We start from the raw sequence: 18680 nt of genomic DNA, 5'->3' as shown, positions 1-18680 counted from the left end.
AATTGTTAATTGATATTTGTCAGTTAAACAGGCCACTGACTTAAGAAAATGCCAACCACAAACAGTAGGTTAGTTAATAGCGCGGCTTTGACCGTTCGTTCCAGCATTGGGCGCATCGCCGCCGGTTCCATTTCGCGCATCACATACCGTGCCTGTTTGATGAGAAGCGGCGCCGCCAGAATAAACAACCATCCCCACAGGCTGTGCAAAGAGAGCAGGTTAAACAACGCCAGGCAGACCAGAGTCCCCATCAGCAGGCAGGCGTGATAGCGACGGGCGTTGACCGCGCCTAAACGCACAACCAGCGTGTTTTTACCGTTTTCCTTGTCACTGTTGATGTCACGCAGGTTATTGATATTGAGCACCGCTGTTGCCAACAGACCACAGGCGGTTGCCGGTAGAATGAGTTCAGGAATCAGCGAGTGTGCCTGCAAATACCAGCTACCCATGACGCTCAGCCAGCCAAAGAACACCAGTACGGAAATATCACCCAGACCGATGTAACCATATGGGCGGTTACCCACGGTGTAGGTAATGGCCGCGATAATCGACAGGCCGCCCAGCACCAGGAAACCGACAAAATCGGTCAGTGTGTCACATGCTACGAAGACCAGCGCCAGGCCAGACAGGCAAATGAGCGCGACGGTGACGATCAGCGCCCGCTTCATCTCTTGCTGAGTGATAACCCCTTTTTGCATACCACGCAGTGGGCCAATGCGGTCAGGTTTGTCGCTGCCTTTGACGGCATCGCCATAGTCGTTAGCGAGGTTTGACAGGATCTGCAGCAGCCCTGCAGTAATCAATGCCAACACGGCAACCAGCGGATCGAAGAATCCTTTCCACCATGCCAGGGCCGTACCGACGATGATCGCCGCGAAGGCGAGCGGTAGGGTCTTGGGTCGTAAACTTTCCAGCCAGGCTTGTGAGCGGCTAATTTGTTGTTGTTCAGTCATATTTAGCGCCAATAAAAATGGGGCCTTTCAGCCCCATCAACAATGATGAAAATGCATTGAACGCGATTATAGGATAAAACGGCTCAGATCTTCATCTGCGACCAGCGCATCCAGATGTTTGCTCACATAATCCGCATCAATTGTTATGCTTTGACCGTTCAGATCGCTTGCATCATACGAAATATCTTCCATCAGACGCTCCAGCACGGTGTGCAAACGACGGGCACCGATGTTTTCGGTGGTTTCGTTCACCTGCCATGCGGCCTGAGCGATACGTTTGATGCCGTCTTCGGTGAACTCAATGTTCACACCTTCGGTCGCCATCAACGCTTTGTACTGGACGGTGATAGAGGCGTTAGGTTCAGTCAAAATACGCTCAAAGTCGCTGGTGGTCAGCGCCTGCAGTTCAACGCGGATCGGCAGACGACCCTGTAATTCAGGGATCAGGTCAGACGGTTTTGCCACCTGGAATGCGCCGGAAGCGATAAACAGAATGTGGTCAGTCTTGACCATACCGTGTTTGGTGGAGACGGTGCAGCCTTCAACCAGCGGCAGCAGGTCGCGCTGTACGCCTTCACGAGAGACATCCGGGCCGGAGGATTCGCCGCGCTTACAGATTTTGTCGATTTCGTCGATAAACACGATGCCGTGCTGCTCGACCGCGTCGATCGCGTCCTGTTTCAGCTCTTCCGGGTTGACCAGTTTCGCCGCTTCTTCTTCAATCAACAGCTTCATTGCATCTTTGATTTTCAGTTTGCGCGGTTTTTGTTTCTGGCCGCCCAGGTTCTGGAACATGGACTGCAACTGGCTGGTCATCTCTTCCATTCCCGGAGGCGCCATAATTTCAACGCCCATCGGTGCGGCGGCGAGATCGATCTCGATTTCTTTATCATCGAGCTGACCTTCACGCAGTTTTTTGCGGAATGCCTGGCGTGCAGCAGACGGTTCAGACGGTTGTTCAGCCTGGCCCCAGTTATTTTTCGCCGGTGGGATCAGCACATCCAGAATACGCTCTTCCGCCATCTCTTCCGCACGGAAACGGTTTTTCTCGATAGACTGGACGCGAACCATTTTGATGGCTGAATCTGTCAGATCGCGGATGATGGAGTCAACTTCTTTACCGACATAGCCCACTTCGGTGAACTTGGTCGCTTCAACTTTGATGAACGGCGCGTTGGCCAGTTTTGCCAGACGACGAGCGATTTCGGTTTTACCGACACCGGTCGGGCCGATCATCAGAATATTTTTCGGGGTCACTTCATGGCGCAGCTCTTCGTTGAGCTGCATGCGGCGCCAGCGGTTACGTAAGGCGATAGCAACGGAGCGTTTCGCAGCGTCCTGGCCAATAATGTGCTTGTTCAGTTCGCTGACGATTTCGCGTGGGGTCATTTCAGACATGGGAGATCCTTACGCTTTAGACGGTAATTCTTCGATGGTATGGAAGTGGTTGGTATAGATGCAGATATCACCTGCAATATCCAACGCCTTTTCAGCGATTTCACGCGCGCCGAGCTCGGTGTTTTCCAGCAGAGCGCGTGCTGCCGCCTGGGCGTACGGGCCGCCTGAGCCGATGGCAATCAGATCGTTTTCGGGCTGCACGACGTCACCGTTACCGGTGATGATGAGAGAGGCGGTTTCATCCGCGACCGCCAGCAGCGCTTCGAGTTTGCGCAACATGCGGTCGGTACGCCAGTCTTTCGCCAGCTCCACGGCGGCTTTGACCAGGTGACCCTGATGCATTTCTAATTTGCGCTCAAACAATTCAAACAGGGTAAAGGCATCCGCAGTGCCGCCGGCAAAGCCCGCAATGACTTTGTCGTTGTACAGGCGGCGAACTTTTTTCACGTTGCCTTTCATTACGGTATTACCCAGTGTGGCCTGACCATCACCGGCGATAACGACATGGCCGTTACGGCGTACGCTTACTATTGTTGTCACGAGCAGACCCCTTGGTTACAAATGCAGAATACAGGCCCCGCACAGTTTACGGGGCGTAATGCAAGTATAGATGGGGGGGATTTTGGGGGTTTCAACCCCCAGTTGCGAGTCGAATGCAGTTTGTGTGACCCGCCATCTTCAGGCGGTTGATGGTGCCGTCGGCATTTTCTTTGCCTTTCACCGGGCCGATCACCACGCGATTCCAGCCGTTATTGGTGGTAATGCGGGAATCAAAACCTTCAAAGGCCAGTTGCGCACGTACGGTTTCTGCCTGCTCTGCGCCTTTAAACGAGCCACACTGCACCATCCAGCGGCGCTCATCTTTCTTCTCTGTTGTTGGCTTCGGCGCGTCCGCTGCACGCGCAATTGGCGCGGCCTGTTGCGTTTTTGGCTGTGAAGCGGCGGTGTGCGCCGGTGTTTGCAACAGATCCTGATAAGGCTGCGCAGCCGCAGTCTGTTTGGGTTGCTGCGTCTGACGAGGCTGCTGTACAGGGGCGCTTTGCGCTGTGCGTGTTTGTTGCTGCGACGGCTGAGTAGGCTGCTCAGTCACGCGAGGTTGCGTACGCGGCTGTTGAACCGGCTGAGTATTGGCCCACTGCTGTTGTTGCACTTGTTGCTGGGCCAGACGCTGACGCTGTAATGTTTGCTGGCGCTGTTGAGGCGTCTGCTCGTTCCACGGCACTTCGTTTAACTGTGTCGGCTGCTGGCGCATATCCGCCTGCATTTGCGCCAGCAACTGGCGTTGTTCATTGGTGAGCTGGTCTGCGTTCATGACTTCGCCGCCCGCAGAGGGTTCAGTAGGCGCACGTACGCCAGGCTGGCGGCTTTCCAGCTCTTTGATGTAGCGCCAGCGCTCTTCCGGTTTTGGCGGCAATCCATTACCGGTGACCTTCTGGCCCTGCAGTGTTTCGGACTCTTCTTTTTTGTGATGAGTAATGAAGTACAGTCCACCGATAAAGGCCACAAGGACGGCGGCAGCAATTGCGACCATTGCTGGTGAGACCGCAGGTATGTTGCGTTGCTTGTTCCGTGAGGTGCTCTTTTTGCGCCGCGAAGGTGCCGGTTGGCCGCGACGTACATAATCTCGTTGTGCCACTATCGTTTCGCTGTATTTATTCGTTCGTCAGCCCGCCATGTTACTTAAGCGGCGGGCCTTTGACCAGACAGGGGAGTCTTAAAGCGTTTACTTTAAGTTAAAGCGCGCGTTGAACCCCGAATTATAAGCTCGCAGTCCAGTAAACGTGAACCACTGCTGACATTCTGTCCTTGCAGTTGATCGAGCAATAACAGCATAGCTTCTCGTCCAATTTCAAAGCGTGGTTGCGCAACGGTAGTCAGGGGTGGATCACAAAATTCCGCCAGCGCGATGTTATCGAAACCAATAATGGACAGATCGTCGGGAATTCTCAGACCGCGGCGTTTGGCCCAGGACAGCGCCCCGAGCGCCATAACATCGCTATGACAGAACACGGCCGTAGGCGGTTGTGGCAGTTCGAGCAGTTGTTGAAGCGCGTTCGCACCTGCTTCATAGGTGAAATCACCGCGAGCGATATAATGCGGATCAACCGTAATACCACTGCGACGCAGTGCCTGAACATAGCCTTGTAATCGGTAGTGGCAAAGCGGCATCTCTTCGGGGCCGGCGATACAGCCAATACGCTGATGCCCTTGTTCATGCAGGTAATTCACGGCATCAAAGGCGGCAGTCAGGTTATCGATGTGAACGGTTGGCAACTCCAGTTCGGGGGCAAATTCGTTCGCCATCACCATGGGCGGTAAATTGCGCTGTTCTTCAATACTGGCGTCAAAGGGGAGACGTGAACCGAGCAGCAGCATGCCGTCAATCTGTTTGGTGATGATCAGATTGATAAACGTTTTTTCTTGCTGATTCTGGTGGGCGCAATCGCCGATCAACACCAGATAGCCTTGCTTAGCCGCGGTCACTTCGATGCCACGGATAATTTCACTGAAAAACGGATCGCAAATATCCGGGACAATCACCAGGATTGTGCGTGATTCATTGCGTTTAACGTTTCGTCCCATTGATTGCGGTAAATAGCCCACCTCCATAGCTGCCTGTTCCACCCGGCTACGGGTCGACTGGGAGACTTTATCTGGGTTCATTAACGCGCGGGACACGGTTGCTGTTGAGACTTTCGCCTTTAGAGCAACATCTTTCATTGTAGCGGCAGCAACCTGATTCTTCGGTTTCACTCTCTCTCCTCGCCTGGGGCATGCAGGCGCAGAACTATCCCTGGAAAACTAATATCAGAATCATTTTTATCAGATAGTTAATGGAAGCGGTTACAGAATTTTCATAAAAAGTGTGATGAGTCCTGAATATTTCGATCCACCTCGCATCATGAGGGGGTTATCCCTCAATCGGATCGACATCCAGCACCCATTTGACCTTGCGTGAATCGGGCAGCGTATTGATCAGCGCCATCGTGCCGCTGACGATATGTTGCAGGCGAATCCGGGACGGATGCTGGAGTAAAATTTGCCAGCGATAGCGACCGCCGCGTTTGGGCGCCAGGGCGGGAACCGGCCCCAAAACCCAGAGTTTGTCATCCGCCAGCGGGCTGGCCTGAATCAGATTGCGCAGTTGCTGCAGAAATAGCGGCGCCTGCTGATTGTTATGATCTTCCGCCCGAACAATAACGTGACTGGTCCAGGGCGGGAGCTGGAGCGTTTGCCGTTCTGCCAGCGCCTGCTCTGCAAAGGCGTCATAACCTTTGTGCAGCAGAGTTTGCAGCAGCGGATGCTCCGGATGATGTGTCTGCAACACGACTTCACCCTGCTTCCCGGCGCGCCCGGCACGCCCGGAAACCTGGGTATAGAGCTGGGCAAAGCGTTCTGCTGAGCGAAAGTCTGCTGAGAATAGCGCGCCGTCAACGTCCAGCAGCGCCACCAGGGTGACATCCGGGAAATGGTGGCCTTTGGCCAGCATTTGCGTGCCGATCAAAATCCGTGCGCCGCCACGATGCACTTCCGCCAGATGCTGTTCCAGCGCGCCTTTGCGGCTGGTTGTGTCGCGATCGATGCGGGAAATCGGTACGCCCGGGAAGAAGGGGGCCAGCGCGTGTTCAAGTTGCTCCGTGCCTAATCCGACCGGCACCATGTGCGTAGAGCCGCAGGAAGGACACTGGCGCGGCACCGGGCGCTGGCTGTCGCAGTGGTGACAGCGTAAATGGTGTTGTGCCTGATGCAGCGTGTAATAGTGGTCGCAGCGCGGACATTCTGCTGTCCAGCCGCAGTCATGGCACAACAGTGCAGGGGCAAATCCCCGGCGGTTAAGGAACAGAATAACCTGATTATCAGCCTGCAAATGCTGACGCATACGCGTGATTAACGCGGGAGCCAGTCCGGCTTGCACCTTCTGGCCTTTCAGGTCGAGCACATGCTGCATGGCAGGACGGGCATTGCCAGCGCGACGCGTCAGGCGCAGCATGCGGTACTTTTTCTGCCGCACATTGCAGAGCGTTTCCAGCGCCGGTGTGGCGGAGCCGAGAATGATGGGGATCTGCTCGCTATGGGCGCGATAAACAGCAAGGTCGCGGGCATGATAGCGCCAGCCTTCTTGTTGCTTGTAAGAGCTGTCGTGTTCTTCGTCAATGACGATGACGCCGAGGTTTTTAAATGGCGTAAACAGCGATGAGCGGGTGCCGATAACAATCGCCGCTTCACCATTTTTGGCCTTCAGCCATGCCGAGAAACGTTCGCTGTCATTCAGGCCGGAGTGCAGTACTTCGACAGGCGCATTAAAGCGCTCGCGAAAACGGGCGATTGTTTGTGGGGTCAGGCCGATCTCCGGCACCATCACCAGCGCCTGTTTTCCCTGAGCAAGCACGTTTTCCAGCACGCTAAGATACACTTCCGTTTTGCCAGAACCCGTGACACCGGCCAGCAGCCAGGCCGAGAAACTGTCTGACGCGCTGTGAATCGCGCCAACCGCGGTGGCTTGCTCGGTGTTCAGCCGCAGGCGTTCACCGGAGACAGCATAGTGCGTGCGCCAGTCGGTAAAGGCGGGTGTTTCACTCGCCAGGTCGCTCAAACCTTTTTTACGCAGCGCCTGCAGGGCCGCATCATTAAAGTCGAGATCCGCCACCCGATCGCGCCAGATTTTACCCTGGCGTAGCGCGGCCAGCGCCTGCTGTTGTTTTGGCGAGCGTTTCAGGCTGTTGAGGTCGACAGCCTGTCCCTCTTCCGTGGCAAACCAGTACCACATTGGGGCGTTGCAGGCGGGTCTGCCCTGGCGCAACAAAACAGGCAGGGCATGAAACAGCACATCACCGACAGGATGATGGTAATAATCCGCCGCCCACAGCAGTAAACGCCAGACGGAGGACGAAAAAACCGGTTCCTCGTCCAGCACCTCGATCACCGCTTTGAGTTCATTTAGCGGTAATTCGCTTTGGTCGCTGACGGAGACAACAATCCCAACGCGTTCTTGCTGCTTACCAAACGGCACGCGCACGCGACACCCGGCTTGAGCGCTCATGCCCTGTGGCAAGAGATAGTCAAAGGTACGGGGAAGCGGAACGGGTAAGGCAACGTGCGCAACGGGCATGTCATCATCCTGACTTGAAATCTGGCGGGTTAGTATACACATTGTGGTAAGGGAGCGCGGATCAGTTTGCATACGCTGGCTAATTTCTGTATGATTCGCCGCCTTTGATGCAAATTGATTGTGTCAAAACTATACTATCAACATCGCGTGGTGTCTGGCGTTAGGGCTGGAAGAGCGACGCGGCCTTAACTGAGGTTTCCCATGAAAAAAGATATTCACCCGAAATACGAAATGATTACTGCAAACTGCTCTTGCGGTAACTCTATCCAGATCCGCTCCACCGTGGGTCACGATCTGAACCTGGACGTATGTGGCCAGTGCCACCCGTTCTACACTGGCAAGCAGCGTGATGTTGCAACCGGTGGCCGTGTTGACCGCTTCAACAAGCGTTTCAGCATCCCGGGCAGCAAATAAGTTTTGCTTCTCAGAAAAAAGCGCCTTACGGCGCTTTTTTTGTGCCTGAAAATTGAAATACCCATTCCTTGCTTGAATAAATAATCTTATTTATATAGAATAAAAACAGCGTTTCTATTTTTTAGATAAATTATTTCTATTAGTGACCTTCATCGTTTTCATCTTCTCGTTTTTGCCATTTATTTATTTTGGTGGCAAAATTGAAAAGGTTTTCTCTCTCTTGCTTAAATACAATCATTTAGAAATCTTAAAATATCCATAGATCCATATTGTCTTCTCTTTTAAAGAAAACAGGTGGGTTGATTTCTTAATTGCGCATGAAGAGGGATGTTCATGAAATTTAAGTCCGCGTTATTACTTATTCCATTATTCTCTGCGGCCGCTCAGGCGGGTTATGTTGATTATCGTCATGAATATTATGACGATGGCCGTAACTATGACCGTGTTTATATGTCTCACCGTTTTGCGACAGGTTTTGGTGTTGCTGTAGAAGCCATTTCACGTTCCGACGATGCGCAATCTAATGATGCGTGGAACAATATGGAAAGTAACGGTAACGAGTATACGGCAAGCTATCAATTCACCTGGAAGGATCTCATCTGGCAGCCCGGTATCGCGATCGAAACGGGTGATAACATCGCAATTTATAAACCTTATCTGCGCGTGCAGTATAATATCAATGACAACTGGTGGACTGCGTTCCGCTATCGTCAGGAATATTCGCGTAGAAACGCTGACGGCAAAGATGACCGGATGGTTTATCGCCCGGAAGCCTGGCTCGGTTATAACATCAATGACTGGATGTTTGAACTCAACGGTATTTATAAAATTGCCGACAGTGAAGATCTGTATAACAACAAAAAAGAAGATTATGAATATAACTTCCGTGTTGCTTATAAGATTGGTTCCTGGGTTCCTTTTGTTGAAATTGGCAACGTTTCTTCAGGTTATAACACGACAACGACGGACGATCGCCAGACGCGTTATCGTGTTGGCCTTGGTTATAACTTCTGATTGTTAATCTCAGCTATATATAAAACATTATTCGAATTGTATTTAAAGATGCCTCAGCGTCTTGAACCCCGCTTTCCCTGACCATGCAGGTAGCCTGGCGACAAGCCAGGTCACGCAAAAAGGGAGTGAGTGCAACTATTGAAAAAAGAGTGAGTGGAAGCACGCCTTATTATTGCCCTGAGTATCAGGACGTACGAGTACCTCGCGTGAATAATGTGTCTAAGGAGTTGACATAATGTCTAGTGATGAACATGTTATAGGAAGCACAAGCATTACCAACAGGCCTTTCGGATTCAGAGATAAAATAGGTTACTTATGTGGCGACCTGGGAAACTGTTTTATTCTTGGGTTGGTGAATAGTTTTTTAATGATTTATTACACTAACGTGCTCGGTGTTTCTGGCGTCATTGTTGGGTCACTCTATTTTGTGACAAAACTCTTTGATGCGTTTGTTGATGTCGCCGTAGGGCGCTTATGCGATACGTCTAAACTGACCGCTTACGGGCGCTTTAATCCCTGGGTTCGTCGCATGAGATACCCTTTTTGCATTATTTCAGTCGTTCTTTTTCTGCCGTTTGTTCATGAATTTTCTGAAACGGCGAAAATTATCTATATCTGCTGTTCTTATTTTATTTATGGCTCGTTGTTATCGACGGTTAACATTCCTTATGGTGCAATGTCGGCGGCGATTAGTTCGAATCCGGACGATCGTGTTTCGCTTTCGACTTACCGCAGTATTGGCTCGGCGATTGGTGGCGGGACAACCGGCTTTTTTATTCCCATTCTGATGTATACAACCCTGGTTGATGGAAGTCAGGTTATTTCGGGGCAACATTTCTTCTGGATTGCGATTGGCTGCTCAATACTGGCTTTTCTCTTTTTAACCCTGACCTGTCACTTAACGACAGAACGCGTGCGTGTGGAAAAGAAAGAGAGCATGCCGGTTTCTGTTTTGCTGAAGGGATTATTACGCAATAAAGCGCTGATCGTTTTAGTCATTGTGGATCTGCTTATTGTTATTAATCAGGGGCTCTCGGGCACCAATATGACCTATCTGTTTAATGACTATTTCCACAACAGAGCCGCAATGTCAGTTGCACTCCTGTTTACCTTTGGCTCCCTGATTCTGCTGGCACCTTCGGCGTCCTGGCTCACGAAGCGTTTTGGTAAAAAAGAAGCCAGCGTCGGCGCACTGCTCTTTTCGGTGGTGATGTATCTGATTATGTACTTCATCCACATCACGGATGCGAAAATCTATCTGGTCTTCCTTTTCCTGGCGACGCTGGGGGCCGGGTTATTCAACCTGATGATTTGGGCGTTTATGACTGATGTTTGTGACTATCATCAGTATGTCACCGGTGACCGTGAGGATGGCACCGTTTATGGTGTGAACTTCTTTGCCCGCAAAGTGGGTCAGGCATGTGCAGGGGCCATTGGCGGTTTTATGCTGGCTATCATCGGTTATCAATCCTCCTCAACGGGCGGTGCTGTTCAAACCAACGCCGTGCAGGAAAATATTTACACGATGGCGAATCTCTTACCGGCGTTATGCCTGTTTTTGGCCGCGATGATTTTGATTTATTGCTATCCACTCAACCGTAAAGAAACGCTCAAAATGGAAGAAACACTGAATAAATTCAATGGGATTAGCAAATAACCCGTGAATACCCTATGAAAATGCTGGGGTCATGAGTCTGAAAGGCAGGGGGAAACCTCTGCCTTTGTTGTTTCGCTACCACCGCCAGTTGAATGGCTTTAGGTTGTGTTGAGCGAGAAATCTGAAAGTGAATATCGCCGGTTTACGGCGGCCAGGCAAAAGCGGATACGGCACCCGGCAGGCTGAAGATCGGTAGTCCGTGTTTCATTGGTAAACGTCCTTGTTACACCCTTAAAAAAGCGGCTGGTTAATCCCGCGCCGCTCTTTTCTGCTTTAGTATTCCCACGTCTCCGGGTCGATCCCCAGTTCACGCATGATCTCTTTTGCCGCTTCGGGGATTTCATCACTGCGTTCTTTACGCAGATCGTCGTCATTCGGCAAGGGTTGCCCGGTGAACGCGTGCAGGAACGCTTCACACAGCAGTTCGCTGTTGGTGGCGTGACGCAGGTTATTCACCTGACGACGCGTGCGTTCATCGGTGAGGATTTTTAACACCTTCAGAGGAATGGAAACCGTAATTTTTTTGACTTGCTCACTCTTCTTACCGTGCTCAGCGTATGGGCTGATATATTCGCCGCTCCATTCAGCCATGAGATACTTAATCCTCTTCGTCATTAGTATGAGGCCGGAAATTGAGTCCAGGCCATAATTGCGCGTAGTTTACCGTAGTGGCGCGGCCCTTACACGAAGTTAGCCGTCGCGGATGTGCGCTAATGCGTATAATTTTAACGGCTATTTTCCGTTTGCTCAATCTATACGCAAAGAAGTTTAGATGTCCAGATGTATTGACGTCTATTCTAACAATGATTACTCTGAGGTCTGACTTTCACTGACTCAGCCCAGGAACTTCTCAACATGACGCGTAAACAGGCCACCATCGCAGTGCGTAGCGGGTTAAACGACGACGAGCAGTACGGTTGCGTTGTCCCACCGATTCACCTTTCCAGCACCTATAACTTTACCGGTTTTAATGAACCGCGTGCACACGATTACTCTCGACGTGGCAATCCTACGCGTGATGTCGTCCAGCGTGCGCTGGCGGAGCTTGAAGGCGGCGCAGGCGCGGTGCTCACCAATACCGGGATGTCGGCGATTCATCTGGTGACGACGGTGTTCCTGAAGCCAGGCGATCTGCTGGTGGCGCCGCATGACTGTTACGGCGGCAGCTACCGTTTATTCGACAGCCTGGCAAAACGTGGCTGCTATCGTGTGCTGTTTGTCGATCAAGGTGATGAGCAGGCTCTGCTGGCCGCGCTGGCAGAAAACCCCAAACTGGTGTTGGTGGAAAGTCCGAGTAATCCATTGTTACGCGTGGTGGATATTGCGAAAATCTGCACACTGGCGCGTGAGGCCGGTGCGGTCAGCGTTGTGGACAACACGTTTTTAAGCCCGGCGTTGCAAAATCCGCTGGCATTGGGCGCCGATCTGGTGTTGCATTCATGCACTAAATACCTGAATGGTCACTCGGATGTAGTGGCGGGTGTGGTGATTGCAAAAGATCCTGATACCGTGACGGAACTGGCGTGGTGGGCGAATAATATCGGTGTCACCGGCGGTGCGTTTGATAGCTACCTGTTGCTGCGTGGACTGCGTACATTGTCGCCGCGCATGGAGGTGGCTCAACGCAATGCCCAGGCCGTTGTTGATTATCTGCAAACTCAGCCGCTGGTGAAAAAACTGTATCATCCGTCTTTGCCAGAGAATCAGGGGCATGAGATTGCTGCGCGCCAGCAAAAAGGCTTTGGCGCGATGTTGAGTTTTGAACTGGATGGCGATGAGCAGACGTTGCGCCGCTTCCTGAGCGGGCTGTCCCTGTTTACGCTGGCGGAATCCTTAGGGGGCGTTGAGAGTTTGATCTCTCATGCTGCGACGATGACGCATGCGGGCATGGCGCCGGAAGCGCGTGCCGCCGCCGGGATCTCCGAGACGTTGCTGCGTATCTCCACGGGTATTGAAGATGGCGAAGATTTAATTGCCGACCTGGAAAATGGCTTCCGGGCTGCAAACAAGGGGTAAACATGAGTGTGATTGCGCAGGCAGGGACGACGGGTCGTCAACTGCATAAATTTGGTGGCAGTAGTCTGGCAGACGTGAAATGTTATCTGCGTGTCGCAGGCATCATGGCGGAGTACTCGCAGCCCGACGATATGATGGTCGTTTCCGCCGCAGGCAGTACCACCAACCAGTTGATTAGCTGGCTGAAATTAAGCCAGACCGACAGACTCTCTGCGCATCAGGTTCAGCAGACGTTGCGTCGCTATCAGAGCGATCTTATCAGTGGATTATTACCGACAGAGGTCGCAGATGACCTGCTCAGCGCCTTCGTCAATGACCTGGAACGGCTGGCGGGTTTGCTCGACAGCGGTGTGACCGATGCCGTTTATGCGGAAGTGGTCGGGCACGGTGAAGTGTGGTCGGCGCGCCTGATGTCGGCGGTGCTTAACCAACAGGGACTGGCGTCTGCATGGCTGGACGCGCGTGAGTTTTTACGTGCCGAGCGCGCCGCACAACCGCAGGTAGACGAGGGGCTCTCTTACCCATTATTGCAGCAACTGCTGGCGCAGCACCCGGGAAAACGCCTGGTGGTAACCGGATTTATCAGCCGCTGTAATGCGGGCGAAACGGTACTGCTGGGCCGTAACGGTTCTGACTACTCCGCTACGCAAATTGGCGCACTGGCCGGAGCCTCCCGCGTCACTATCTGGAGCGATGTGGCCGGGGTGTACAGCGCTGACCCGCGTAAAGTGAAAGATGCCTGCCTGCTGCCGCTGTTGCGTCTGGATGAAGCCAGTGAACTGGCACGTCTGGCGGCGCCGGTTCTGCATGCCCGTACCTTGCAGCCCGTTTCCGGTAGCGATATCGATCTGCAACTGCGCTGTAGCTACACGCCGGATCAGGGTTCCACCCGTATTGAACGCGTGCTGGCTTCCGGTACAGGCGCGCGTATCGTGACCAGCCATGATGATGTCTGCCTGATTGAGTTTCAGGTGCCTGCAAGCCAGGATTTTAAGCTGGCGCACAAAGACATCGATCAGATTCTGAAACGGGCGCAGGTGCGTCCGTTGGCGGTTGGCGTCCATAATGACCGCCAGTTGCTGCAGTTTTGCTACACCTCCGAAGTGGCCGACAGCGCGCTGAAAATCCTTGATGAAGCGGGTTTACCGGGCGAGCTGCGTTTGCGTCAGGGTCTGGCGCTGGTGGCTATGGTCGGGGCTGGCGTAACGCGTAACCCATTGCACTGCCACCGATTCTGGCAGCAGTTGAAAGGCCAACCGGTTGAGTTTACCTGGCAGTCGGAAGAAGGCATCAGTCTGGTGGCGGTTCTGCGCACCGGGCCAACCGAGAGCCTGATTCAGGGTCTGCACCAGTCCATTTTCCGCGCGGAAAAGCGGATCGGTCTGATGCTGTTTGGCAAAGGCAACATCGGTTCACGCTGGCTGGAGCTGTTTGCCCGCGAGCAAAGCACGCTCTCGGCGCGTACGGGATTTGAATTCGTGCTGGCAGGCGTGGTGGACAGCCGCCGTAGCCTGCTGAACTATGAAGGGCTGGATGCCAGCCGCGCGCTGGCGTTCTTTAACGACGAAGCCATTGAGCAGGACGAAGAGTCGCTGTTCCTGTGGATGCGTGCGCACCCGTATGACGATCTGGTGGTGCTGGATGTAACCGCCAGTGAGCAACTGGCCGATCAGTATCTTGATTTTGCCAGCCATGGTTTCCACGTCATCAGCGCCAATAAACTGGCCGGGGCGAGCACCAGCGATAAGTACCGCCAGATCCATGACGCGTTTGAAAAAACCGGGCGTCACTGGTTGTACAACGCCACGGTGGGGGCTGGTTTGCCGATCAACCACACGGTGCGCGATCTGATCGACAGCGGCGATACCATTCTGTCGATCAGCGGGATCTTCTCCGGCACGCTATCGTGGTTGTTCCTGCAATTTGACGGTACGGTTCCCTTTACCGATTTGGTGGACCAGGCGTGGCAGCAGGGGCTGACAGAGCCGGATCCGCGCGTTGACCTTTCCGGTAAGGATGTGATGCGCAAACTGGTGATTCTGGCGCGTGAAGCGGGCTACGACATCGAGCCGGATCAGGTGCGCGTAGAGTCACTGGTGCCAACGCATTGCGAAGAGGGGTCAATCGACCATTTCTTTGAGAATGGCGATGAGCTGAATGAGCAGATGGTGCAGCGTCTGGAAGCCGCCCGCGAAATGGGACTGGTGCTGCGCTATGTGGCGCGTTTCGATGCCAACGGCAAAGCGCGCGTCGGTGTGGAAGCGGTGCGTGCGGAACACCCGCTGGCGGCACTGCTGCCGTGCGATAACGTCTTCGCCATCGAAAGCCGCTGGTATCGCGATAACCCGCTGGTGATCCGTGGGCCGGGTGCTGGCCGTGACGTGACCGCCGGGGCCATTCAGTCAGACATCAACCGCCTGGCGCAACTGCTGTAGTCCTGCACCGCCTCCGGCCTACGTTAAGCATCACTCGTAGGCCGGATAAGCACAGCGCCATCCGGCGCGATATCTTGCAAATATTCGACGACGGTATCGGCGTCTTTGCCATCCTCCTGTTGCAACATCTCCTGACCCGTTATAAAACATTCTGAATGCATCACATCTTCCACCCCTTCTGCTATTCAGCGTCAGGGCGTGGCTTAACGCAGAGGTGCTGCAATTCCTTGTCTGTTCGGACTCACTTGAATTATTTTCATCTTCACTGAGGATTCCTCACCGTTAATGGTGATTTTTCGGTTGACGTCACGCCGCTTTTCCGTCATTTTTACATCTAGACGTCTAAATGGATAGATGTTCACAACACAACATATAATGACAAAAGATTGATGAGGTAAGGTATGAGCTTTTTTCACGCCAACCAGCGGGAAGCCCTGAATCAGAGCCTGGCAGAAGTCCAGGGTCAGATTAACGTTTCGTTCGAATTCTTCCCGCCGCGCACCAGTGAAATGGAGCAGACCTTGTGGAACTCCATCGATCGCCTGAGTAGTCTGAAGCCAAAATTTGTCTCTGTGACTTACGGCGCCAACTCGGGTGAGCGCGATCGTACGCACAGCATTATTAAAGGGATTAAGGATCGTACCGGTCTGGAAGCGGCACCGCACCTGACCTGTATCGATGCGACACGTGATGAATTGCGCACGATTGCGCAGGATTACTGGAATAACGGTATTCGCCATATCGTTGCGCTGCGTGGCGATCTGCCGCCGGGCAGCGGTAAGCCGGAAATGTATGCGGCTGATCTGGTGGGATTGCTGAAAGAGGTCGCGGACTTTGATATCTCTGTTGCCGCCTACCCGGAAGTGCATCCTGAAGCAAAAAGCGCCCAGGCCGATCTGCTCAACCTGAAGCGCAAAGTGGATGCCGGTGCCAGCCGTGCTATCACGCAGTTTTTCTTTGATGTGGAAAGTTATCTGCGTTTTCGCGATCGCTGTGTCTCTGCGGGCATCGATGTTGAAATCATTCCAGGCATCCTGCCGGTTTCTAACTTTAAACAAGCGAAGAAATTTGCTGACATGACCAACGTGCGAATTCCGGCCTGGATGTCACAAATGTTCGACGGTCTGGACGATGACGCAGAAACCCGCAAACTGGTCGGCGCGAACATCGCGATGGACATGGTGAAGATCCTAAGTCGGGAAGGGGTAAAAGATTTTCACTTCTATACGTTGAACCGGGCAGAGATGAGTTATGCCATTTGCCACACGCTGGGTGTAAGGCCTGGTGTATAAAATGCCTCGGCCCTCTTCGGAGGGCTTTTTTTCGATCACATTGATCTACATCTCTGTAACTAAAAATATAAAAGGTATCAGCTATCGAATCTGTGGATTATTTCGACTATATCTTATCTCTGGTGGTGTATATCGTAGTTAGAACACTGTAAAGGGAGCATATAGATGAGCATGTCCGACGATAGCCAGAATAACGTGTCCGCCGGGAAGTGTCCTTTCCATCAAGCAAACCCGGACCAGAGCGCAGGCGCTGGTATGAATAACCGCGATTGGTGGCCAAAGCAACTTCGCGTTGACCTCCTTAATCAACACTCCAACCGTTCGAACCCGCTGGGTGAAGACTTCGACTACCGTAAAGAATTTAGCAAACTCGACTACTCCGCCCTGAAAGGGGATCTCAAAGCGCTCCTGTCCGATTCTCAACCGTGGTGGCCTGCGGATTGGGGCACCTATGCCGGTCTCTTTATTCGTATGGCCTGGCACGGTGCCGGGACTTACCGCTCTGTGGATGGTCGCGGTGGCGCCGGGCGCGGGCAGCAACGTTTTGCGCCGTTAAACTCCTGGCCGGATAACGTCAGCCTGGATAAAGCACGCCGTCTGCTGTGGCCTATCAAACAGAAATATGGTCAGAAAATCTCATGGGCCGACCTGTTTATTTTGGCGGGTAACGTCGCGCTGGAAAACTCAGGCTTCCGTACCTTTGGTTTTGGCGCCGGTCGTGAAGATGTGTGGGAACCGGATCTCGACGTCAACTGGGGTGATGAGAAAGCGTGGCTGACCCATCGTGACCCGGAAGCGTTGGCAAAACGTCCGTTAGCCGCCACCGAAATGGGGCTGATCTACGTCAACCCGGAAGGGCCAAACGCCAGCGGGGAGCCTCTCTCTGCGGCATCCGCTATTCGCGCCACCTTTGGCAACATGGGGATGGACGACGAAGAAACCGTAGCGCTTATTGCGGGCGGGCATACGTTGGGTAAAACGCACGGCGCTGCCTCTGCATCGCATGTGGGCGCAGACCCGGAAGCGGCCCCGATTGAACAACAAGGTTTAGGCTGGAAGAGCAGCCATGGCACCGGTGTTGGGGCGGATTCCATTACCTCCGGCCTGGAAGTGGTCTGGTCACAGACGCCAACCCAGTGGAGCAATTATTTCTTTGAAAACCTGTTCAAATACGAATGGGTGCAGACGCGCAGCCCAGCGGGCGCGATCCAGTTTGAAGCGGTCGACGCGCCTGACATCATTCCGGATCCGTTTGATCCGTCGAAGAAACGCAAACCCACCATGCTGGTGACGGATCTGACGCTGCGTTTTGACCCGGAATTCGAGAAAATTTCCCGTCGTTTCCTGAACGATCCTCAGGCATTTAACGAAGCCTTCGCTCGCGCCTGGTACAAGCTGACGCACAGAGATATGGGGCCGAAAGCGCGTTACATTGGCCCGGAAGTGCCGAAAGAAGATCTGATCTGGCAAGATCCGCTGCCACAGCCGGTATTCAATCCGACTCAGGAAGACATTATTAACCTGAAGTCTGCTATTGCAGGTTCCGGGCTTTCCGTCAGCGAGTTGGTGTCGGTAGCATGGGCATCGGCATCGACCTTCCGTGGTGGTGATAAACGCGGTGGCGCTAACGGTGCGCGGCTGGCATTGGATCCGCAGAGATTCTGGGATGTTAACGTGACGGCAGCCCGCGTTCTGCCTGTACTGGAAGGCATTCAGAAATCTTCCGGTAAAGCATCACTGGCCGATATTATCGTTCTCGCGGGTGTGGTGGGTGTAGAGCAGGCGGCAAGCGCAGCAGGCGTGAGCATTAGCGTGCCGTTTACACCAGGGCGTGTCGATGCGCGTCAGGATCAGACCGACGTTGAAATGTTTGAACTGCTTAAGCCTGTCGCAGACGGTTTCCGCAACTATCGCGGCGAACCCGGCGAGGCGACAACGGAATCTCTGCTGATTGATAAAGCGCAGCAGTTGACGCTCACCGCGCCGGAATTGACGGTGTTAGTGGGTGGGATGCGCGTTCTGGGCGCCAACTTTGATGGTAGCCAGCATGGCGTTTTCACCGAGCGTCCAGGCGTACTCAGCAATGATTTCTTTGTTAATTTGCTGGATATGCGCAACGAATGGAAAGCGACCGATGAGTCTGCGGAGCTGTTTGAAGGCCGCGATCGTCAAAACGGCGACGTGAAATACACGGCGACTCGCGCTGACCTGGTATTTGGTTCAAATGCCGTGTTGCGTGCATTGGCCGAGGTTTACGCGTGCAGCGATGCCCACGAGAAGTTTGTGAAAGACTTTGTCGCGGCATGGGTGAAAGTGATGAACCTGGACCGTTTCGATCTGCTGTAATCACTGATAGTGAAGTCACCGGATAGCACTTCGCGGCGGCGTGAT

Annotated in this window: 14 protein-coding genes and 1 pseudogene; 7 read left to right on the top strand and 8 right to left on the bottom strand. The window is 53.3% G+C overall.

The window, feature by feature from the left end; translation table 11 throughout:
* Positions 1-23: 23 nt before the first annotated feature.
* The 6 genes from menA to priA form a co-directional block, all read right to left on the bottom strand.
* Positions 24-953: a 1,4-dihydroxy-2-naphthoate polyprenyltransferase gene (gene menA, locus ACO7SM_RS20830; RefSeq protein WP_490469061.1), complete on the bottom strand. Its 930-nt coding sequence runs from the start codon at positions 951-953 to the stop codon at positions 24-26.
* 66 nt (positions 954-1019) lie between these two features.
* Entirely contained in the window at positions 1020-2351 is a 1332-nt protein-coding gene (gene hslU, locus ACO7SM_RS20825) for an ATP-dependent protease ATPase subunit HslU (protein WP_192613867.1), read from the bottom strand.
* 9 nt (positions 2352-2360) lie between these two features.
* Positions 2361-2891: an ATP-dependent protease subunit HslV gene (gene hslV, locus ACO7SM_RS20820; RefSeq protein WP_103779960.1), complete on the bottom strand. Its 531-nt coding sequence runs from the start codon at positions 2889-2891 to the stop codon at positions 2361-2363.
* 91 nt (positions 2892-2982) lie between these two features.
* Positions 2983-3987 (bottom strand): cell division protein FtsN, encoded by a 1005-nt coding sequence (gene ftsN / locus ACO7SM_RS20815; protein ID WP_490469060.1) that lies wholly within the window; start codon positions 3985-3987, stop codon positions 2983-2985.
* Positions 3988-4079: 92 nt separating this feature from the next.
* A complete protein-coding gene (cytR, locus tag ACO7SM_RS20810; protein WP_203359374.1) occupies positions 4080-5105 on the bottom strand; it encodes a DNA-binding transcriptional regulator CytR in 1026 nt (341 codons plus the stop codon).
* 157 nt (positions 5106-5262) lie between these two features.
* Entirely contained in the window at positions 5263-7461 is a 2199-nt protein-coding gene (gene priA / locus ACO7SM_RS20805) for a primosomal protein N' (RefSeq protein ID WP_490469059.1), read from the bottom strand.
* A gap of 201 nt (positions 7462-7662) precedes the next feature.
* Between priA and rpmE the strand changes: the two genes are divergently transcribed.
* The 3 genes from rpmE to ACO7SM_RS20790 all read left to right on the top strand — a co-directional run bounded on the left by rpmE (position 7663) and on the right by ACO7SM_RS20790 (position 10546).
* Entirely contained in the window at positions 7663-7875 is a 213-nt protein-coding gene (gene rpmE, locus ACO7SM_RS20800; protein ID WP_103177500.1) for a 50S ribosomal protein L31, read from the top strand.
* A 333-nt stretch (positions 7876-8208) separates the two neighbouring features.
* On the top strand, positions 8209-8889 hold the full coding sequence (locus ACO7SM_RS20795; protein WP_490469058.1) for an oligogalacturonate-specific porin KdgM family protein: 681 nt from the start codon (positions 8209-8211) through the stop codon (positions 8887-8889).
* A gap of 235 nt (positions 8890-9124) precedes the next feature.
* On the top strand, positions 9125-10546 hold the full coding sequence (locus tag ACO7SM_RS20790; protein ID WP_490469057.1) for an MFS transporter: 1422 nt from the start codon (positions 9125-9127) through the stop codon (positions 10544-10546).
* Between the two features lie 273 nt (positions 10547-10819).
* On the opposite strand, the gene metJ is transcribed toward ACO7SM_RS20790, so the two are convergent.
* The gene (gene metJ, locus ACO7SM_RS20785; protein WP_162380293.1) at positions 10820-11137 is read right to left on the bottom strand and encodes a met regulon transcriptional regulator MetJ; all 318 of its coding nucleotides are present in this window, start codon (positions 11135-11137) and stop codon (positions 10820-10822) included.
* A 264-nt stretch (positions 11138-11401) separates the two neighbouring features.
* Here metJ and metB point away from each other — a divergent pair, with 264 nt between their 5' ends.
* On the top strand, positions 11402-12562 hold the full coding sequence (metB, locus tag ACO7SM_RS20780) for a cystathionine gamma-synthase (protein WP_490469056.1): 1161 nt from the start codon (positions 11402-11404) through the stop codon (positions 12560-12562).
* A 2-nt stretch (positions 12563-12564) separates the two neighbouring features.
* Positions 12565-14997, top strand: a complete 2433-nt coding sequence (gene metL, locus ACO7SM_RS20775) for a bifunctional aspartate kinase/homoserine dehydrogenase II (RefSeq protein ID WP_490469055.1) — start codon at positions 12565-12567, stop codon at positions 14995-14997.
* A 53-nt stretch (positions 14998-15050) separates the two neighbouring features.
* On the opposite strand, the pseudogene ACO7SM_RS20770 reads toward metL, so the two are convergent.
* Positions 15051-15158, bottom strand: a pseudogene (locus tag ACO7SM_RS20770) (carboxymuconolactone decarboxylase family protein); the annotation flags it as partial.
* A gap of 240 nt (positions 15159-15398) precedes the next feature.
* Here ACO7SM_RS20770 and metF point away from each other — a divergent pair.
* Positions 15399-16289, top strand: coding sequence for a methylenetetrahydrofolate reductase (gene metF / locus ACO7SM_RS20765; RefSeq protein ID WP_490469054.1), 891 nt, complete (start codon positions 15399-15401; stop codon positions 16287-16289).
* A 165-nt stretch (positions 16290-16454) separates the two neighbouring features.
* Complete coding sequence (gene katG, locus ACO7SM_RS20760; protein WP_490469053.1) at positions 16455-18635, top strand: catalase/peroxidase HPI; 2181 nt, start codon at positions 16455-16457, stop codon at positions 18633-18635.
* Positions 18636-18680 lie beyond the last annotated feature (45 nt).

It is taken from the genome of Citrobacter sp. LJND-P06 (genome assembly GCF_058188415.1).
The sequence above is the reverse complement of the archived record's forward strand: the minus strand, read 5'-3'. Positions and strand labels throughout refer to the sequence as shown.